This window comes from Paenibacillus doosanensis (genome assembly GCF_025060755.1).
Lineage (GTDB): Bacteria > Bacillota > Bacilli > Paenibacillales > NBRC-103111 > Paenibacillus_S > Paenibacillus_S doosanensis.
This window is the reverse complement of sequence record NZ_JANYUY010000006.1, coordinates 136,981-156,198: the sequence shown is the minus strand read 5'-3', so window position 1 is coordinate 156,198 and position 19,218 is coordinate 136,981. Positions and strand designations below refer to the sequence as shown.

Below are 19,218 nucleotides of genomic sequence, written 5' to 3'. Positions count from 1 at the left end.
CGGTTTGCAGTTGAGCGATAAATGAAGAACGGCTACGGCGACGCGAAGCTGCGAGCTGAGCGAAGCCGATGATATGAAGCAGCTTTTGTCCAAGGGCAGAGCTTTTAGGAGGGAAAACAGTGAGCAAAGGGCGCGTTGTGAATATCACAGGGCCGGTCGTCGACATTGAGTTCGAGCGTGGACACCTCCCTGAAATTTTAAATGCGATTAGAATCGAGAAAAAAGCGGAAAATTCAGGCGAACATGATATCAACCTGACAGTTGAAGCTGCTGTTCATCTGGGCGACAATCTGGTTCGCTGCGTTGCGATGTCTTCTACCGACGGTTTGGTTCGCGGTTTGGAAGCGGTCGATACCGGTGCGGCGATTACCGTTCCTGTCGGTGCGGCTACTCTGGGCCGTGTATTTAACGTATTGGGCAATCCGATCGACGGCGTGGACGAAGTGGACCGCGCATTGACCAGCCCGATCCATAAGGAAGCTCCGGCGTTCGACAATTTGTCGACGCAAGCGGAAATTCTGGAAACCGGGATCAAGGTTATCGATTTGATGGCTCCATACGCAAAAGGCGGTAAAATCGGTCTGTTCGGCGGTGCCGGCGTAGGTAAAACGGTAACGATGCAGGAGCTCATTCATAACATCGCTTCCGAGCACGGCGGTATTTCGGTATTCGCCGGCGTAGGCGAAAGAACTCGCGAAGGTAACGACTTGTACCACGAGATGAAAGAATCCGGCGTTATTTCCAAAACCGCAATGGTGTTCGGGCAAATGAACGAGCCTCCTGGCGCGCGTTTGCGCGTAGCTTTGACGGGCTTGACGATGGCGGAGTATTTCCGCGATGAAGAAGGCCGTGACGTTCTTTTGTTTATCGACAACATTTTCCGCTTTACCCAAGCGGGTTCCGAGGTATCCGCGCTTCTCGGCCGTATGCCTTCGGCGGTAGGTTACCAGCCGACGCTGGCAACCGAGATGGGTCAATTGCAAGAGCGTATCACTTCGACCAAAAAAGGTTCCGTTACGTCGATCCAAGCGATCTACGTGCCTGCGGATGACTATACTGACCCGGCTCCGGCTACGGCGTTCGCTCACTTGGACGCAACGACGAACTTGGAGCGTAACATTGCGGCGATGGGTATTTTCCCTGCGGTAGATCCACTCGCATCCTCTTCCCGTATTCTGACGCCGGAAATTCTTGGCGAAGAGCACTACAACGTAGCGCAAGGCGTTAAGAAAATTTTGCAGCGTTATAAAGAATTGCTTGATATCATTGCAATCCTTGGTATGGACGAGTTGTCCGACGACGATAAATTGGTCGTACTCCGCGCAAGACGGATTCAATTGTTCTTGTCCCAGCCGCTTCACGTGGCCGAGGCGTTCAACGGTATTCCTGGATTGTATGTGCCAGTTAAAGAAACGGTTCGCAGCTTTAAAGAAATTTTGGAAGGCAAGCATGACGATCTTCCGGAACCGGCTTTCCATAACGTAGGTACGATCGAGCAAGCGATCGAAAAAGCGAAAACATTGTAATATGACGTCGTTTAGGCATGAGCGATCATGCCTGAACGAGCCAATAAAGATACTGGTGTACTAGAGGCTGAAGAACGGGCTATGCTCGAATAGGCTCCGATTTATGCCTACGAAGTGGACTTTTCGTAAAGAAAGGTTCTTAGGAGGAATCCAAGTGAGTACTTTCCTGCTGGAAATTGTAACTCCCGAGCGTAAAGTGTTTGCTCAAGAGGTAAACATGATTATCGTCAAGGGCGTCGATGGAGAGCTTGGTATTCTGCCGAATCACATTCCTTTGGTTACTCCATTGAGAGTTGCGCCGGTTACCGTGAAGCAAAGCGGTAAAGATCATTATATTGCGGTGAACGGTGGCTTCATGGAAGTCCGCAAAGATAAGGTGGTTATTCTGGCGGAAAGCGCTGAGCTGCCGGAACAAATCGATATCGAGCGTGCCAAGGCGGCCAAGGAACGCGCGGAGAAACGTTTGGCGTCCAAAAAGGACCATTACGATTTCAAACGGGCGGAACTGGCTTTGCAAAAAGCATTGAATCGGATCGAGGTTTTTGGGAGAAAATAGAAGTTGGAACGAAAGAAATAGCGGAGGAACCGGGTTCCTTCGCTTTTTTTGTTATAGGAAATGATGCACAGCAATTCCTTTGGATATCCGGGGGCTCCCCCGAAAGTAATGTCTAACCATAGAACGATCCCGGGGGATTGGTTAGGCGCCGATCCAGCCGAAGCTGGATGCGGACGGAATAAGCTTCAGAGCATCACGTCACTTTTGGGGGATTTGTTTCTTACAGGAAATATTAGACACCCCAACAGGCATTTGATATAATTGCTTAGACATATATTAACAGAAGTGTTGTGCATGATAAGGTATCGTTAGATGAGTCTGCAGGGAAATTCATCTTGTTCGCGCTTACAATGGAAACAAGAACAGAACAAGCCCTCCTCGTTCAGCACGATGAGTCTGCACATGCTTGCTGGAGTACATACTTTCCAAAACGTAAATGGGAGGCGGATCGTTCACGATGTACATGAACAGTTACGTGGTCGTTGCGATTTTTCTCGTGCTTGGTGTGTTGCTTCCAATTGTAGCGCTTACAGTGGGACGATGGCTTCGCCCGAACAAGCCGGTGGAGGAGAAGTATACCACTTATGAAAGCGGTAATGAGCCTGTCGGCGAAAGCCATGTGCGCTTCAATATCCGCTATTATTTGTTTGCGCTGATGTTTGTTATTTTCGATGTGGAAACTGTATTTTTGTACCCATGGGCCGTTGCGTATAAGCAATTAGGCTTGTTTGCGCTTGTAGAGATGTGCATTTTTGTAGGGCTGCTTGTGGTTGGGTTAATCTACGCTTGGAAGAAGAAGGTGCTGCAATGGACTTCAATTTAGAGTCGATTTCCCCGGAAGAGAGACAAGAGCTGGATCGTAATGTATTTATGACGACATTGGAGCAAATCAAGGCATGGGCGCGAAGCAACTCGCTGTGGCCGCTAACGTTCGGTCTTGCCTGCTGCGCTATCGAGATGATGGGGACCGGGGCTTCCCACTACGACCTTGACCGGTTCGGCGTTATTTTCCGTACGTCGCCCAGACAGTCCGATGTGATGATCGTCGCCGGCACGGTGACGAAGAAGATGGCGCCGCTGCTGCGCCGCTTGTATGAGCAAATGCCGGAGCCGAAATGGGTGATTGCGATGGGCTCCTGTGCTACGGCGGGAGGTCCGTACGTCAAATCGTACGCGGTGGTCAAGGGCGTCGATCAGGTCGTGCCGGTCGACGTCTATATTCCCGGTTGTCCGCCGAATCCGGCGGCGCTGATCTATGGAATCAACAAGCTGCAGGAAAAGATCCGCTACGAGGCAAAAACCGGTAAGCAGGTGACGAATCGATGAGCGATGAACAGAAGAAGGATATGCTCCCGAAGGCGGACGAGGAAGCCGTGAAGCCGAAGGAGGGGGAGACGGCCGCCGAGGAAGCGAAGCCCGAGCCGGAGGCTCAAGCTTCGGAGCAGCCTGAATCCAAGGCGGCGGAAGCTGCCGAAGCGCAGGCGCAGGCTCCGCAGGAGCAGAAGCCGGCTGCAAGCGCCGAGACGCCGGAAGGAGCGGCCCCAGCGGCGGCGGCCAAGCCGGATGAACCCGGCGGCGAGGCAGGCACGGAAGCTTCCGCGAAGCCGGAAGCCACCCCGCGCCGGAGGGCCAGGGCGGCGGCCGATGCCGCCGATCCGGCTGATCCGGCTGATCCGGCTGCGGCGGCCCCCGGCAAGGAGCCGTCGGATGCTCCGGCCGCCGAACGGGCCGTTCCTTCGGACGCGGAGAAGGAAGCCAAAGCGAAGGCGGCGGCGGAAGCCCGCGCGGCCAGAGCGAACGCACGTGCCAAAAAGCCGGAGGGCGAAGAGGCTGCGCCTAAGCAGCCGTCTCCCAATCAGCCGCGGCTGGATCAATGGGTTGCCTTGTTGAAGGCGCAGCATGGCGATGCGGCGGTGGAGGAGGCTTTTGTTAACGAGAAGGACGGACATCTTCCTTATATAGTCATTAAAAGTGAACTGTGGCCCGCAGCGGCCGAACAGCTGAGGGACGACAGCGAGTTTCGTATGAACTATTTGCGCAACGTATCCGGCGTCGACCAAGAAACCCATATGGAGGTCGCTTATCATCTGCTCGCGCTGGATACGAAGCATGAAGTATGCATCAAGGTTAAGACGAACCGCGAAGCTCCGTCGATTCCTTCGGTGACGCCGATTTGGCCGACCGCCAATTGGAACGAACGCGAAATATACGATTTGCTGGGCATCGATTTCCCGGGACATCCGGATTTGAGAAGAATTATGATGGCCGACGATTGGGTGGGCCACCCGCTGCGCAAAGACTATGAACCGCTTGACCCGGAGGTGTAGAGTCTCTTGATTAGAACGGAAGAACTGCTGTTGAACGTAGGGCCTCAGCATCCAAGTACCCACGGGGTATTTCGGATCGTGGTTAAGCTCGATGGTGAAATTATAACCCACGCAGACCCGGTGATGGGCTATTTGCACAGAGGGACGGAGAAGCTCGCCGAAAATTTATCCTATACGCAAATTATTCCGTATACCGATCGAATGGATTACGTTTCGGCGATGACCAACAACTATGTGCTGGTTCACGCCGTGGAGAAGCTGATGCAGCTGGAAATTCCGGAACGGGCCGATTTCTTAAGGCTCATCGTGATGGAGCTGCAGCGGATTGCCAGTCATATGGTATGGTGGGGCACCTATTTGCTGGATATCGGGGCGATGAGCCCGTTTTTGTATGCATTCCGCGATCGGGAAATCATCATCAATTTGTTTAACGAGCTGTGCGGTGCGCGTCTGACTTATAACTACATGCGGGTCGGCGGCGTGAAATGGGACGCACCGGAGGGGTGGATCGAGAAGGTTCGCGATTTTATTCCTTATATGAGGGATAAGCTGGATGAGTACACCAATTTGGTCAGCGGCAACGAAATTTTTCTCGCCAGAATCAAGGGCATAGGCAAATACGATGCGGAGACGGCGATTGCCTACGGGCTGAGCGGAGCCAATCTGCGCTGTACGGGGGTCAATTGGGATCTTCGGAAGGACCAGCCTTACTGCTTGTACGACCGCTTCGAGTTCGACGTTCCCGTTGGGACGAACGGCGATTGCTACGACCGTTATTTAATCCGGTTTGAGGAGATGCGGCAGTCGCTGCGCATATTGGAGCAGGCCGTAGAGCAATTTCCTGCCGAGGGCGAGATTATGGGCAAGGTGCCTCGCGTTCTTCGCGCGCCCGAGGGCGAGGTTTACGCCCGAATCGAAGCGCCTCGCGGCGAGATCGGCTGTTATATCGTATCCAAGGGCAAGGATAAGCCGTATCGGCTGAAGTTCCGCAGACCGTCGTTCGTCAACCTGCAAATTCTTCCGAAGCTGCTCGTCGGCGAGACGATGACCAATTTGATCACAATACTCGGAGGCATCGATATTGTCGTCGGGGAGGTGGACTGCTAATGAGCAGTATATTGCATGAACCGCTCACGTGGACGAATTTTGCGATTTTTTGCGCTTGGGGCGTCGTATTGTTGCTTCTTGTTCTGGGCTTCGTTACGTATGCCATTTATTTCGAACGCAAGGTGATCGGCTGGATGCAGCTTCGGATCGGGCCGAACCGGGTAGGGCCGTTAGGGCTGCTGCAGACGGTGGCGGACGTATTCAAGCTGCTGATTAAGGAAGACACGATTCCGCGAAAGGCGGAACGGGAGCTGTTCATTCTCGCGCCCGTTATCACGTTCATTCCGGCTTTCGTCGTCATAGCGGTCATTCCGTATTCGGAGAAGCTGATCAGCACCGACTTGAACGTCGGCTTGCTGTTTTACGTGGCTTTGTCGGGCATTTCCACGATCGGCATCGTGCTCGGAGGCTGGGCTTCCAATAACAAATATGCGCTCCTCGGGGGCATGCGCTCCGCCGCGCAAATGATTAGCTATGAGATTCCGCTCGTCATCTCGGTTATCGGCATCATTATGATGACGGGCAGCTTGAATTTGAATGTGATTGCCGAGCATCAGGCAGGCGGCTTCTGGCATTGGAACTTCCTGCCGCAAATCATCGGCTTCGTCGTCTTCGTCATAGCGGGCGTATCCGAGCTGAACCGGACCCCTTTCGACCTTCCCGAAGCGGAGTCGGAGCTTGTGGCCGGGTATCACGTGGAGTACAGCGGCTTCCGGTTCGCGTTCTTCATGCTGGCGGAATATGTGTACGTCTTCGCCATCGCCGGACTGACGACGACTTTGTTTCTCGGAGGCTGGCAGTCGCCGTTTCCGTTCCTCGATTTTATCCCGGGGATCATCTGGTTTTTGCTGAAGTTCGCGTTCATCGTGTTTTTCCTGTTCTGGATTCGCGCCACGCTGCCGCGGATTCGGGTCGATCAGCTGATGGGGCTCGGCTGGAAGGTGCTGCTGCCGCTGGCGCTGATCAACATTTTCGTAACGGCGATTTACATGAGTATCGGGCCTGTGATGTCGGTTTACTTTTTTAAATAAACCATGATGCTTTGGAAAGGGTGAGAAATCATGAAAGGCATAGTCAAAGGTCTCGGCGTTACCCTGAAAAGCATGACGCAGAAAAAAGTGACCTATGCGTATCCCGACGTCCCCTTGGAGATGCCGGACCGGTTCAGAGGCATTCAGCATTTTGATCCTGACAAATGCATCGTCTGTAATCAATGCGCGCGCATTTGCCCGACGGAATGCATTACATTAACCGGCAAGCCGAACCCCGACCCCGAAAAAAAGGGCAAGGTGATCGACACGTACGATATTAACTTTGAAATCTGCATCTTGTGCGACCTGTGTACGGAAGTATGCCCGACCGAAGCGATCGTCATGACGAACAACTTTGAGCTGAGCGCATACAGCCGCGACGATTTGTTCAAAAATTTGCAGTGGCTGAACGAGAACAATGTGAATGTGCGCAAGGAGAACAATTCGGCGCTTCCGAAAGGAGGGGCGAAATAAGATGCTGGCCAATATTGCGGCGTTTCTGTCAAGCGGTGAAAATATCGCCTTCTTCATTTTTGCCCTGATGGCGATAGGCGGAGCGATTTTCATGATCAGCTTCAATAAGGTCGTCCACATGGTAGTTGCCTTGGCGCTGACGTTTATCAGCCTGGCCGGCTTGTACGTCATTCTGAATGCGGAGTTCGTCGCCTTCGTGCAGGTGCTCATTTACGCCGGAGCCATCTCGATTCTGATGATTTTCGGGATTATGATGACCAAGCATCAGGGCGAAGAAGAGGAGCCGAAGCGTCCGGTCTATAACACGCTGCTGTTTATCGGCGCGCTGGCGCTGTTCGGGATTCTCTTCTATGCGATCCAAAACGTGACGCTGCCCGGCGGCGAGTTCAAGGCGGCGGAGGACAACACGCTGGAGATCGGCAAGCTGCTGTTCCAACGGCATGTCATTCCGTTCGAGCTGATGTCGGTGCTCTTGACCGTAGCCTTCATCGGTGCGATCGTCGTGGCGAAGAGAGAGGAGGACTAAAAGCATGGCCGGATCGGCAACCCCATATTTGACTCTTGCTGCCATCCTGTTTTGTATCGGTTTGTACGGCGCTTTATCCAAAAAAAATGCGGTGATCGTGCTGCTCTCCATCGAGCTTATGCTCAATGCCGTCAATTTGAATCTCGTCGCCTTCTCCAAGCTGGGCGTTCAGCCTAGCCTGACGGGGCAAATTTTCTCGCTGTTTAACATTACGATAGCCGCGGCGGAGGCTGCGGTCGGCATAGCGATTTTGATTGCGTTTTACCGCAACAAAGGAACGACGGATGTCAACGAAATGGATTCGTTGAAACGATAGCTTGCGGGCGCGGGCTTACTCGGGAGCCCGAGGTAAGCTTGCTGACGCAAACTTGTAGGAGGAGGACATAAATTCATGATATCGGCCTACTCGCAGTATGCCTGGCTTATCCCGTTGTTTCCGCTGCTTTCGTTTCTGCTCCTGACGGCAGTAGGGCGTCAATTGAAAGAAGCGGGCGCTTATATCGGCATTGTTGCGGTTTTCGCTTCGTTTGTCGTGTCTCTGCTCATTTTCATCGAACGGCTGGGCGGGCAAATTGAAGATTATACGTGGAATAAGCTGCATTGGATCAATCTCGGTACGTTTTCCTTCAATATGGGATTTGAAGTGACCAATTTAAACGCGCTGATGCTCGTCATCGTGACGCTGGTCAGCTTGCTGGTCAATTTGTATTCCAAAGGGTATATGCACGGCGACGAGAGGATCAACGTATTTTTTGCATACATAGCCTTGTTTACGTTCTCTATGCTGGGGCTTGTCATTTCGGAAAATTTGCTGGAGCTGTATATATTTTGGGAGCTGGTGGGCGTATGTTCCTTCCTGCTGGTCGGCTTCTGGTACTTCAAGCCGGAAGCTCGCGCCGCAGCCAAAAAGGCTTTTATCGTGACAAGAATCGGCGATGTAGGTCTCTTGATCGCGATTTTGCTGCTGTTCTGGGCGATGCCGAATCATGCGCTAGACTTCACGTCCATTCATAATGCGTTCAGCAGCGGCAAAATATCCGGCGGCATGGCCACATGGATCGCCATCTTGATCTTTGTCGGAGCGGTCGGCAAATCCGGCCAGTTTCCGCTGCATACGTGGCTTCCTGACGCGATGGAAGGGCCGACGCCGATCAGTGCGCTGATCCATGCGGCGACAATGGTTGCGGCGGGCGTCTATCTGGTGGCGCGCACCTTCGACGTATTCCAGGCGTCTCCGGCGGCGCTGACGGTAGTTGCGTGTATAGGCGGGTTTACGGCGATTTTTGCAGCTACGATAGGGATTGCGCAAAACGATATTAAGCGGATACTTGCCTACTCCACCGTTAGTCAGCTTGGCTACATGATGATGGCGCTGGGGATCGGGACTTCGGTTGCTTACACGGCCGGGATTTTTCACTTTTTCACTCATGCGTTCTTTAAGGCGTTATTGTTCCTCGGCGCGGGCAGCGTCATTCACGCCGTGCATACGCAGGATATTCACGAGATGGGCGGCATCGGCCGGAAAATGAAAATAACGGCGTGGACGTTCGGCATCGGCGCGCTGGCGCTGTCAGGAATTCCTCCGTTCTCGGGCTTCTGGTCCAAAGACGCCATTCTTTCGGAAGCTTATGCGAATAGCCCGTTGCTGTTCTGGGTCGGCCTCATTGCCGCCTTCTTCACCGCCTTTTATATGTCGAGGCTGTTCTTCCTCGTCTTCTTGGGCAAACCGCGGCATCAGGAGAAGGTGCACGAGTCGCCGGCCAGCATGACGCTGCCGCTTGTCGTGTTGGCGGTATTGGCCGTTGTCGCAGGATTCGTGTTCACGCCGTTCAGCCCGTGGCTCGGCACTTGGCTGACCGGTCATGCGGAGGAAGAGCATGCGAACGCCGTCGTGATGATCTTGTCTACGGTGGTCGGATTGCTGGGGATCGGGCTCGGCTATTTGATCTATGTGAAGCAATCGATTCCGAGCGACGTCGTATCGAGCCGGGCGCCATGGCTATACCGGCTGCTCAACCGCAAATATTATATCGATGAGATTTATCAGGCGATCTTCGTCAGGTCTTTGAAGTTTCTCGGATTAATCTTAAATCTGTTCGACGAGTATGTCGTCGACGGCATCGTGAGGCTGGCTGCTTACTCGGTCGTCGGAATCGGGCGCGTCGGCTCCCGTCTCCAGAGCGGGCAGGTGCAGTCCTACGGGCTTGCGACTTTGCTCGGATTGCTCATTCTGGTGCTGGCTATAGCAGGAAGGAGGTTTATCCATGCAGGATAGCTTACATATTTTATCGCTGATAACCTTCTCGCCGCTGCTGGGCGTTCTGGTGCTGCTCTTCGTGCCGAAGCATCAAGGCCGCTGGATCAAGACCGTCGGAATTGCCGCGACCTTCATTCCGCTGATTTTGTCGGCATGGCTGTACGCGGTCTTCAATCACCAACTGGAGGGCATGCAGTTCAAGGAAGATTACAGCTGGATTCGAATACCGCTCAATCATGAAGCCCAGGGCTTGAATCAGATGACGTCGTTCTTTCTTGAATTCAAGTACACGATGGCGGTCGACGGGTTGTCGCTGCCGCTGGTATTCCTGACCGCACTGGTCGCTTCCATGGCGGCTCTGGCATCCATCTACATTAAGAAAAGATGGAAGTCGTATTACATTCTGTTCCTCCTGCTGGAAACCGGGATGTTCGGCGTCTTTATGGCGCAGGATTTGTTCTTGTTCTTCGTCTTCTTCGAGGTTACGCTGATTCCGGTGTTTTTCCTGATCGGCATATGGGGCTACATGGAACGCGAACGGGCGGCCAACAAATTTTTGTTGTATAACGGTTTGGGCTCGGCCATCATGCTTATCGCCTTTCTCATTCTTATTTGTACGGCGGGCTTCGGGCAAGTGTCCAACGATAGCGGGACATCGATCTTTTACAGCGGCGACTTAAGCGTCATTACAGGCCATCTGTTCCAAGGCGAAGGCTCCTACGTCAATCAGGGCGATTTGGAGGGCAACCCGTTCTTCTTAAGCGGGGCGATGAAATGGACCTTATTCATCATGCTGCTGGTGGCGTTCGGCATCAAGCTGCCGATTTTTCCGTTCCACACGTGGATGCTGCGGGTCCATACCGAAGCTCCTCCGTCTATCGTTATGATTCACTCCGGCATTTTGCTGAAAATGGGCGCTTACGGCTTGATCCGCTTCGGCGTACTGCTCTTTCCCGAGCAGGCGACGGCATGGGCCACGGTACTGGCGGTGCTGGGGGTTATCAATATTTTGTACGGGGCCGTGTTGGCTTTTGTGCAGAAGGATTTTAAGCTGGTGCTGGCTTATTCCAGTATTAGCCATATGGGCATCGTGCTGCTGGGGATCGCGGCCTTCAATACGGTAGGAATGAGCGGCGCCGTATTCCAGCTTGTCTCTCACGGCTTGATCTCGGCCCTCATGTTCCTGCTCGTAGGCGCCATCTACGAGAGGACGCAGACGACGATGCTGGACCAGCTCGGCGGGCTGGCCAAAAATGTGCCGTTTCTTTCCGGGATTTTGCTGCTGGCCGGGATGGCTTCGCTGGGCTTGCCGGGATTATCGGGATTCGTCAGCGAATTTCTCGCTTTCGTCGGTTTGTTCCAGACCGCCAAAATCATTACGGTCGTCGGGACGGTCGGCGTTATATTGACCGCTGTGTATGTCCTTCGGGGGGTTCTCAGCATGACCTACGGGCCGCCAGCGCTCCCGTCCGACAGTATGCGCGACGCTCGTCTGATGGAGGCCATTCCAATGGTCACTCTGGCTGCCTTTATCGTTGTGCTGGGCATTTATCCTGCGGTGCTGAGCGATCCGCTGCAACAAACCGTCAGCAGCTTCGATCAGTTCATTCAATCCGTAGTGAAGATAGGGGGTTAGACCGGTGGAACAACTACGTCTCCAATGGAGCGATCTCGGATACTTGGCACCGGAGCTGACTTTGGTTATTGCTGCGGTCATCTTATCGCTGCTCGATCTTCTGATGCCCAAGCAGACGAACCGGACGATTCTGGGTTGGTTATCGCTGGTCGGCATCGTCATCTCCGGCTTATTCGTCATCGGTTATTTGAATCCTGCCGAACCGAAGCAGCTGCTGGATTACAGCTATCGCATCGACGATTTCGCCGGTATCATGAAGCTGATTTTGCTCACAGGCGCAGGCCTCGTCACGTTCATGAGTCTCGGCACCGTGAAGGAAGAGGAAGTGCCGCATGTCGGCGAGTTTTATTACCTGCTTTTGCCGGCTACGCTCGGCGGGATGATTATGGCTTCCTCCGGCGATCTCATTACGCTGTACGTCGGTCTTGAGCTGCTCAGCATCACCTCGTACATATTGGTGGCGATGCGTAAGAAAGATCTGCGTTCGAACGAGGGATCGTTCAAGTATATTGTGCTGGGCGGGATTTCGTCGGCGATCATTTTGTATGGCATGTCCTTCCTGTACGGCATGAGCGGTTCCACCAGCATTGCCGAGATCAATACCGCGCTCGGGCAAAACGCGCAGGCGATGCTGCCGTTCCTATACGTCTCTTTTTTCCTGCTGCTCGCAGGCTTCGGGTTCAAAATAGCGGCGGCGCCATTCCATATGTGGGCGCCTGACGTCTACCAAGGAGCGCCGACCCCGGTAACGGCTTTTCTGGCCGTTGTATCTAAAGCGGCGGCCTTCGCTATATTGTTCCGAGTGCTGTATGGCATATTCGGAATCGGCTCGTTAATGGAATTGCCGTTCCATGGAGATATGCTGCTCGCGCTTATGGTTGTCGCAGCGGCGGCAATGATTCTCGGTAATTTCACCGCTCTTAGGCAAAATAACCTGAAACGGTTGCTGGCTTATTCGGGGATTGCCAACTCGGGTTATTTGCTGGTTCCCATTTCGACGCAATTTTCGATGGTGCATTATACGAACTTCGCAGAATTCGCCTTTTACTTGATTGCGTATTTGTTTATGAACATCGGCATATTCGCTCTGCTTATGATTATAGAGCGTTCCACGGGCGACGAATCGATCGGAGGTTTGGCGGGTTTGTACTACCGCGCGCCCGGAACGGCCGTAGCTGCCGTATTCCTGCTGCTGTCCTTGGCGGGATTGCCTTTGTCCGGCGGGTTCTTCGGGAAGCTGTTCATTATGCTGGGTACCTTGCAGACGCAGCATTACTGGTTAGCGGCGGTTATGATCGCCACGAGCGTAACTTCGTTTTACTATTACTTCGGGTTTATCCGTCAGATGTTCATGCGGACGGACTTCGAGTCCCGCGACGTCATCGTGCCCGTACCGCTGGGTATCACCCTGTGGTTATGCGCGGGTGCCAGCTTGCTGCTCGGGATCGTGCCGCAATGGGTGCTGGGCTGGATCGACCGGATATTTGCCTTGACGCAAGATTTGTTTTTCTTCAGCTAAGGCTGAGGCTTCTGAACATAAGTCCAATTGTCCTGCGGTTCAGGATGATTGGGCTTTTTTAATTGTTTAGGAAATGATGTGTGGATATCCGGGGGCTCCCCCGAAGGTAATGTCTACCCATATAACGATCCCAGAGGAATGGTTAGTAGGCTGGATGCGGACGGAATAAGCTTCAGAGCATCATGTCGCTTTTGGTGGATTTGTTCACAGGATTTATAAAATTTCGGGTTTCCCTGGGTAAGGAGAGAAGTGATAGCGGCCGCCTTCGAAATTCGTGTTGAAAGAGTCCGCCCAAAATACAAACGAAGCGCAGATTTAACGATAAATCTATAGAATGGAAGCTGTGAATTATTCATTTCGCTTAAAGCGGTCAAAACGGCCGAAAGTGATGCTAATATGCCTTATTTTAGGGCTAAAATTACATGACTGGGCTTGTGATAAATGGTACAATGAGAAGGCTTAAGAGCAGCTTAAAAAAACCTTAAACGACATTCAATAAAACTCCATCATTTGCTAGTTTGTTTTCAGAAAATACGGCAGGAAACCCACCCCCCTTATCGAATTAGTAAAGCTACTCCAATTAAGTAAAGAAGGAACCATGGACATGTTACATAAAACCGTTACTCGCCGATTCGTTCATTGGGTCATTGGTATTGTAATGCTGTTTGCCTTTGCCGGACAGGCGATGGGGGCGACGGCTAACGATCCGCTGGGAGAAAAGCAAAAATACTTAAATGAAATTCACATTGCGGATGCCTGGGATGTGACTCGAGGAAACCCGAATATTACAATAGCGATCGTCGATACGGGCGTCGATTTGAATCATCCCGATCTGAAGGGGAATCTGGTTCCGGGAGTCAATCTGATGAATCCGAAGCTGCCCCCTCAGGACGATAACGGGCACGGCACCAACGTGGCCGGCGTCGTCGCCGCTGTAACGAATAACGATCAAGGCGTCTCCGGCATTTTGTGGAATGCCAAGATTATGCCAATCAAGGCGCTGGAGGCCGACGGTTCCGGCGGAGAGGCTAAGCTCGGCGAAGGCATTCGTTATGCTATCGATCATGGCGCGAAAATTGTCGTATTGTCCTTGGGATTAAATAAATATTCGACATATATGAGCGATATCGTCAAGTATGCCGAGGAGAAGGGCGTACTGCTGGTGGCCGCTACGGGAAATGAAGGCAATCGGGTACGATATCCCGCCGCTTATTCTACGGTGCTCGCCGTAGGGGGGATGACGCCGGATCATATTGCGGATACCCGGTCCAATTCGGGTCCGGAGATCGACCTGGTCGCCCCCTGGGATGTGTTCACTACGGCGCTCGGCGGCACGTACGAATACAAGGACGGCACCTCGATGGCGGCTCCCCAAGTGGCGGCGGTCGCCGCGCTGGTCTGGAACAAATATCCCGACATGAAGCCTTACCAAATACGCCAGCTGCTGCGTCAAACTGCGGACGACCTGATGGTACCCGGATGGGACGCGGTCACCGGCTACGGACTGCTTAGGGCGGACCGTGCTTTGACCGAGACGCCGCTGCTCGACATGTATGAGCCGAACAACCGGAAAGATCAAGCGAAGGCGCTGTCCGTCAGCCAAATGATCGCAGCCTCGTTTACGGGCGGATCGGATCAGGACTGGTTTTATTTTGACGCTCCTTATGACGGTACGGTCAATCTGAATTTCGATCTGGAAGCGGGACAATCGGTGGACGTTCAGCATACGGATGCCAAAGGAACGTTTACCGGAGTAACCGCCGCTCCCGGGAAGCCTGTAGCGCTCAAAGTAAGCAAAGGGCGCAGTTATTTGCAGCTTCATTTGAGCGACCGTGGCAAGAAGGAAGAAGTGCCTTACAAGCTGACGACGTCCTTCGACATCTACGCCGATCAGTTTGAGGATAACGATAAACAGTACAAAGCTTACGTCATTCCTTCGCGAAGTCAGACGATCAAGGGCACATTCCATCAGATGAACGACCAGGATTGGTTTGAGTTCCCCGTGGAACAATCCGGTATGCTGACGATCCGTCTCAGCACGGATACGGCCAGGATCGACCCCGTATTATACGTGCAAAAGCAGGGAGAAAAGGGAGTTACGGTCGATGACGGCGGAGACGGGGTTACGGAGATGCTGGTACTGCCCGAGGTGTTTCCCGGCAGCTATTATATCCGCGTGAGCAACGTGAAGGAATATGCGTTTCCCGTAACGGGGGAGTACACGCTGGATATTGAATACGACGCCAAGCAGATTGATCCTAACGAGCCTAATAATAAATCGTATCAATCGACGACGATATCGCTGGATACGGAATATTCCGGCTTGATGGATAAGGCGGACGATATCGACTGGTTCCAGTTCCAGATTTCCGGCGACAGCTACGTTCAAACCGATATAACGGACATTCCGTCCGGCGTGACTATGTTTGCAAACTTATACGACGGAAGCATGAAGCCTGTCAGCAGCGGGGACGGTAAAACCGCGATTCAGCTGCATCAGCGGCTGCCTTCAGGCACGTATTATTTGAAGCTGACGGCGAGCGAGCCGTTCGATCGCGATCTGTATCAGCTGATCGTCCATGCCGAACCGCTGCTGGGCGGGTACAGCGACATTCAGAGCCACTGGGCGCAGGATAACATCCTTGAGTTGAGCGGCAAGCAGATCATTAACGGCTATGACGACTACACGTTCCGCCCGGATCTTCCGATTACCCGCGCGGAGGCGACGGCCATTTTAAGCCGGGCGTTTAAGCTCAGTAAGCAAAAAAACATTCAGTATAAGGATGTATCGCCTAGTCATTGGGCTTATGTGGATATTGCGCGAGCCGCGCAGAGCGGCATCGTTGACGGATATCCTGACCAAACGTTTGCTCCCGATCAGCCGGTTAGCCGGATGGAGATGACCTCCATGATTGCGCGAAGCATGAATAAATCGGGCAAAGTGCGAGGAGCGGTTCCTTTTACCGATGTGGATGACGATTATTGGGGCGTCGGCATCTTGAAGCAGATGAAAGCCGAAGGCTGGATTACCGGCTATGCCGACGGAAGCTTCAAGCCCGATCAGCAAGCGTCCCGAGCCGAGTTCGTCTCCATGCTGGCCCAAATTATGCCTTAATGTGAAAGCGAGGATTTGCTTGTGGATTATGTTGAAAAAATGAACAGCTCGATGGGGATGAACGGATTGTTGAACATTTTCATCGTTCTCATCTGCATCGTCTTTGCTTGGTGGGCGCTGCAGGAGCTTCATTTAGATAAAATATTGAAGAAACCGAAAAGCACGCAAAGCAAAGTGCTGCAAATATTGCTGGCCATTGCGCTTGGTTATCAAGTGGCGCGTTTTTTCATCGACTATTTTCTTTGGTCGACCTGGTTGTCGGGAATGTTTTAACCATGCATATTGCGGGCGGGCGCGCGGATTCGAGCGAAAATTGCTCAGCCGCGCTGCGTTCGCTTGCTAATGGTACGGCTTGCAGGAGTGGGGCGGCGATGTTAACCGTGCTTAAGAGGCTTCCTCCTGCTCCAAAAGGACACTACATAGCTTTATTCCGGCCGATTCGCGAATAACTGAGGTGAATTTTGTCAACAATGGATAGTACAACCGTTGCAAATCCCTGATTAGCTCCGAACAGTATCATGACCGGTTTTTCAAAAAATGAAAATTTACATGCTGAAGGTTCAATGCTAAACTAGTACAGTATGCAGTGAAAACAGCGCGGAGGGGGACCATGATGAGCAAAATTATCGTCCGCGGTGGCCAAAGATTATCGGGCAGAGTAAGGATTCACGGCGCGAAAAATGCCGTATTGCCGATTATCGCAGCCTCTATTTTAGGTACAGAAGGAGAAAGCGTCATTCACGACGCGCCTCCCTTGGACGACGTTATCGTTATAAATAAGGTACTGGAAAGTCTCGGTGTAAAAATCGAATATAAAGATGAAACCATACGTGTCAATGCGCGAAATATTACAACCTGCGAGGCGGCCTATGAATTGGTCCGGAAAATGCGGGCATCTTTTCTCGTTATGGGACCTTTATTGGCCCGGATGGGTCAGGCGAGAATTTCATTGCCGGGCGGATGCGCGATCGGCACCCGGCCGATTGATCAGCATCTCAAAGGCTTTGAGGCGATGGGAGCGGAAATTGAGCTTGGACAGGGCTTCATCGAAGCTAGAGTGTCCGGCCGGCTGAAGGGCGCCAAAGTGTATTTGGACGTTGCGAGCGTAGGCGCCACCGAGAATATTATGATGGCGGCCACGCTGGCGGAGGGCACGACGACGATTGAGAATGCGGCCAAGGAGCCGGAGATCGTCGATCTGGCGAACTATCTCAATGCCATGGGCGCCAAGATTCGCGGAGCCGGAACCGGGCTGATCCGGATCGACGGCGTAGAACGATTGCGCGGCGCTGTACATACGGTCATACCGGACCGGATTGAAGCAGGTACATATATGATTGCGGCGGCGATTACCGGCAGCGATTTGTACATCGAAGGGGCGATTGGCGACCATCTGCGTCCTGTTATATCCAAAATGCAGGAGATGGGCGTGCATATTACCGAGGATGAGAACGGGCTGCGCGTATATACGGACCGCCCCTTGCGGAGCGTTGACGTGAAGACGCTGCCGTATCCGGGCTTCCCGACGGATATGCAGTCGCAAATGATGGCGCTGCTGCTGACGGCGGATGGAACCAGCATCGTGACGGAAACCGTCTTCGAAAACCGTTTTATGCATGTGGAGCAATTTGTCAATATGAATGCTCAGATCAAAGTGGACGGGCGCGCTGCGGTCATTAGCGGAGGAACCAAGCTGCGCGGAGCCAAAGTGTGCGCAACCGACCTTAGAGCGGGAGCGGCGCTGGTTCTTGCGGCGTTGGCCGCCGAAGGAGAGACCGAGATTACCGGAATCCATCATATCGAGCGCGGCTATGTCGACATTGCGGCTAAGCTGCGAATGGTGGGAGCTGATGTTCAGATGGTTACCGCCGAGGCGGAAGAGCCGGAAGAACAGCCGATTTCGATTTTTGCGGTCAGTCCGAGTTTGGCATAACCCCTATACAATCAGCTTAAGCGAGGAGATTCTCTCAAACCAGGAGAGGGTCTCCTCTTTTCTCTTTCCGTGTTCTATTCTATTTTTTTCGCTCATAAGATGATGTTACCTGCAGTTGCTGCCAGGAGACATTCTAAGAGCGGACAGAATACGGAGGAAGAAGCTTAATGAACAAGAAGAAATGGATACGCCCGGCAGCCGCTTTTTTGTCCAGCTTTATTGCTGTGATCGTCATCGTGCCGGCAATTCTCGTAAAAACGACCGCCCCTTCCCAAGATCCGGTAGGCCAACCGTCCGCATCGGCATGGAGTCAGCTCCAAACTCAGGATGCATCCTCGCTCGTCGTTCCCGTATATCTGACGAAACAGAAGAAAGTAGAATCGATTCAATTGGAAGCTTATATCCGTGGAGTTCTTGCGGCGGAGATGCCGATCGAATTCGAGATTGAGGCGATGAAAGCGCAGGCTATGGCCGCCCGGACCTATATTGTCCACAGGGTAATAGAGCAGGATTTCAGCAATATGCCGGTGTCGGGCGCTTGGGTGACCGATACGATCGCCCATCAAGCTTATGTGACGGATGAAGAGCTGAAGGAGCGCTGGGGACCGGCCTATCAGACCAATTCGGACAAGCTGAACCGCGCGATCAGCGAAACTAGGGATTTGATACTGACGTATCAGCACAAGCCGATCGAAGCGACGTTCTTCTCTACCAGCAACGGGTACACGGAAAATTCGGAAGATTACTGGAACGACTATATTCCATACTTGCGCAGTGTTCCGAGCCCGTGGGATGTGAAGCTATCGCCGCGCTATAAGGATACGGTGACGATCTCGTACAAGGAGCTGCAGAGCAAGCTGGGCGTCCGCGGCGTCGTACCGGTCTCGGCCGGCGGCGGCAGCGGAGGACTGAAGGTGCTGGAAACTTCCCAAGGGCATCGCATCAAAAAGATAACGATCGGGAGCAAAACCTTCAGCGGACGAGAGGTTCGCGAAAAGCTAGGATTGGCATCCTCGCAATTCCAGTGGACATGGAAAGGAAACGATCTGCAAATTACGACTTTCGGATACGGGCATGGAGTAGGCATGAGTCAATGGGGAGCTAACGGGATGGCGATGGAGGGACGCAAGGCGGACGAAATCGTCAAGTACTTTTATACCGGAATCGAGATTGATAGAGCGTCGGTTCTATTGAACCGGAGGTAGCGCCGA

At 52.9% G+C, this 19,218-nt stretch carries 17 protein-coding genes; all 17 read left to right on the top strand.

The genetic code is table 11. The features are described from left to right. Positions 1-119 precede the first annotated feature (119 nt). Positions 120-1,526 carry a F0F1 ATP synthase subunit beta gene (atpD, locus tag N0M98_RS07540; RefSeq protein ID WP_249860202.1) on the top strand — a complete coding sequence of 469 codons (1,407 nt, stop codon included), beginning with the start codon at positions 120-122 and terminating at the stop codon, positions 1,524-1,526. Between the two features lie 154 nt (positions 1,527-1,680). After that, positions 1,681-2,082 carry a F0F1 ATP synthase subunit epsilon gene (locus N0M98_RS07535; RefSeq protein WP_249866357.1) on the top strand — a complete coding sequence of 134 codons (402 nt, stop codon included), beginning with the start codon at positions 1,681-1,683 and terminating at the stop codon, positions 2,080-2,082. 457 nt (positions 2,083-2,539) lie between these two features. Beyond that, positions 2,540-2,905 (top strand): NADH-quinone oxidoreductase subunit A, encoded by a 366-nt coding sequence (locus tag N0M98_RS07530; RefSeq protein ID WP_249860201.1) that lies wholly within the window; start codon positions 2,540-2,542, stop codon positions 2,903-2,905. After that, a complete protein-coding gene (locus tag N0M98_RS07525; RefSeq protein WP_249860200.1) occupies positions 2,890-3,408 on the top strand; it encodes a NuoB/complex I 20 kDa subunit family protein in 519 nt (172 codons plus the stop codon). The genes N0M98_RS07530 and N0M98_RS07525 overlap by 16 nt, the downstream gene beginning before the upstream one ends. Continuing rightward, the gene (locus tag N0M98_RS07520) at positions 3,405-4,409 is read left to right on the top strand and encodes an NADH-quinone oxidoreductase subunit C (RefSeq protein ID WP_310943295.1); all 1,005 of its coding nucleotides are present in this window, start codon (positions 3,405-3,407) and stop codon (positions 4,407-4,409) included. The genes N0M98_RS07525 and N0M98_RS07520 overlap by 4 nt, the downstream gene beginning before the upstream one ends. Positions 4,410-4,415: 6 nt before the next feature. After that, a complete protein-coding gene (locus N0M98_RS07515) occupies positions 4,416-5,516 on the top strand; it encodes an NADH-quinone oxidoreductase subunit D (RefSeq protein ID WP_249860199.1) in 1,101 nt (366 codons plus the stop codon). Beyond that, positions 5,516-6,547, top strand: a complete 1,032-nt coding sequence (gene nuoH, locus N0M98_RS07510; RefSeq protein WP_249860198.1) for an NADH-quinone oxidoreductase subunit NuoH — start codon at positions 5,516-5,518, stop codon at positions 6,545-6,547. The genes N0M98_RS07515 and nuoH overlap by 1 nt, the downstream gene beginning before the upstream one ends. 30 nt (positions 6,548-6,577) lie before the next feature. After that, on the top strand, positions 6,578-7,021 hold the full coding sequence (gene nuoI / locus N0M98_RS07505) for an NADH-quinone oxidoreductase subunit NuoI (RefSeq protein ID WP_249860197.1): 444 nt from the start codon (positions 6,578-6,580) through the stop codon (positions 7,019-7,021). Position 7,022: 1 nt separating this feature from the next. After that, on the top strand, positions 7,023-7,547 hold the full coding sequence (locus N0M98_RS07500) for an NADH-quinone oxidoreductase subunit J (RefSeq protein ID WP_259617445.1): 525 nt from the start codon (positions 7,023-7,025) through the stop codon (positions 7,545-7,547). Positions 7,548-7,551: 4 nt separating this feature from the next. Further along, positions 7,552-7,863 carry an NADH-quinone oxidoreductase subunit NuoK gene (nuoK, locus tag N0M98_RS07495; RefSeq protein ID WP_249860195.1) on the top strand — a complete coding sequence of 104 codons (312 nt, stop codon included), beginning with the start codon at positions 7,552-7,554 and terminating at the stop codon, positions 7,861-7,863. A gap of 75 nt (positions 7,864-7,938) precedes the next feature. Next, positions 7,939-9,822, top strand: a complete 1,884-nt coding sequence (gene nuoL, locus N0M98_RS07490) for an NADH-quinone oxidoreductase subunit L (protein ID WP_259617444.1) — start codon at positions 7,939-7,941, stop codon at positions 9,820-9,822. Next, on the top strand, positions 9,812-11,440 hold the full coding sequence (locus N0M98_RS07485; RefSeq protein ID WP_259617443.1) for a complex I subunit 4 family protein: 1,629 nt from the start codon (positions 9,812-9,814) through the stop codon (positions 11,438-11,440). Before nuoL ends, N0M98_RS07485 begins: the two co-directional genes overlap by 11 nt. Before the next feature lie 4 nt (positions 11,441-11,444). Next, positions 11,445-12,959 carry an NADH-quinone oxidoreductase subunit N gene (locus tag N0M98_RS07480; protein ID WP_259617442.1) on the top strand — a complete coding sequence of 505 codons (1,515 nt, stop codon included), beginning with the start codon at positions 11,445-11,447 and terminating at the stop codon, positions 12,957-12,959. A 604-nt stretch (positions 12,960-13,563) separates the two neighbouring features. After that, positions 13,564-16,074 carry a S8 family serine peptidase gene (locus N0M98_RS07475; RefSeq protein WP_259617441.1) on the top strand — a complete coding sequence of 837 codons (2,511 nt, stop codon included), beginning with the start codon at positions 13,564-13,566 and terminating at the stop codon, positions 16,072-16,074. A gap of 21 nt (positions 16,075-16,095) precedes the next feature. After that, the gene (locus tag N0M98_RS07470; protein WP_249860190.1) at positions 16,096-16,347 is read left to right on the top strand and encodes a DUF1146 family protein; all 252 of its coding nucleotides are present in this window, start codon (positions 16,096-16,098) and stop codon (positions 16,345-16,347) included. 340 nt (positions 16,348-16,687) lie between these two features. Further along, positions 16,688-18,007: a UDP-N-acetylglucosamine 1-carboxyvinyltransferase gene (gene murA, locus N0M98_RS07465; protein WP_249866355.1), complete on the top strand. Its 1,320-nt coding sequence runs from the start codon at positions 16,688-16,690 to the stop codon at positions 18,005-18,007. A gap of 167 nt (positions 18,008-18,174) precedes the next feature. Further along, positions 18,175-19,212 carry a stage II sporulation protein D gene (gene spoIID / locus N0M98_RS07460; RefSeq protein WP_259617440.1) on the top strand — a complete coding sequence of 346 codons (1,038 nt, stop codon included), beginning with the start codon at positions 18,175-18,177 and terminating at the stop codon, positions 19,210-19,212. Positions 19,213-19,218 lie beyond the last annotated feature (6 nt).

What these genes read in the sequence shown, in the direction of transcription:
- N0M98_RS07530 (WP_249860201.1), top strand. Translation starts at nt 2,540, where the DNA reads ATGTACATGAACAGTTACGTGGTCGTTGCGATTTTTCTCGTGCTTGGT.
- N0M98_RS07525 (WP_249860200.1), top strand. Translation starts at nt 2,890, where the DNA reads ATGGACTTCAATTTAGAGTCGATTTCCCCGGAAGAGAGACAAGAGCTG.
- N0M98_RS07520 (WP_310943295.1), top strand. Translation starts at nt 3,405, where the DNA reads ATGAGCGATGAACAGAAGAAGGATATGCTCCCGAAGGCGGACGAGGAA.
- nuoH (WP_249860198.1), top strand. Translation starts at nt 5,516, where the DNA reads ATGAGCAGTATATTGCATGAACCGCTCACGTGGACGAATTTTGCGATT.
- nuoI (WP_249860197.1), top strand. Translation starts at nt 6,578, where the DNA reads ATGAAAGGCATAGTCAAAGGTCTCGGCGTTACCCTGAAAAGCATGACG.
- N0M98_RS07500 (WP_259617445.1), top strand. Translation starts at nt 7,023, where the DNA reads ATGCTGGCCAATATTGCGGCGTTTCTGTCAAGCGGTGAAAATATCGCC.
- nuoK (WP_249860195.1), top strand. Translation starts at nt 7,552, where the DNA reads ATGGCCGGATCGGCAACCCCATATTTGACTCTTGCTGCCATCCTGTTT.
- nuoL (WP_259617444.1), top strand. Translation starts at nt 7,939, where the DNA reads ATGATATCGGCCTACTCGCAGTATGCCTGGCTTATCCCGTTGTTTCCG.
- N0M98_RS07485 (WP_259617443.1), top strand. Translation starts at nt 9,812, where the DNA reads ATGCAGGATAGCTTACATATTTTATCGCTGATAACCTTCTCGCCGCTG.
- N0M98_RS07475 (WP_259617441.1), top strand. Translation starts at nt 13,564, where the DNA reads ATGTTACATAAAACCGTTACTCGCCGATTCGTTCATTGGGTCATTGGT.
- murA (WP_249866355.1), top strand. Translation starts at nt 16,688, where the DNA reads ATGAGCAAAATTATCGTCCGCGGTGGCCAAAGATTATCGGGCAGAGTA.
- spoIID (WP_259617440.1), top strand. Translation starts at nt 18,175, where the DNA reads ATGAACAAGAAGAAATGGATACGCCCGGCAGCCGCTTTTTTGTCCAGC.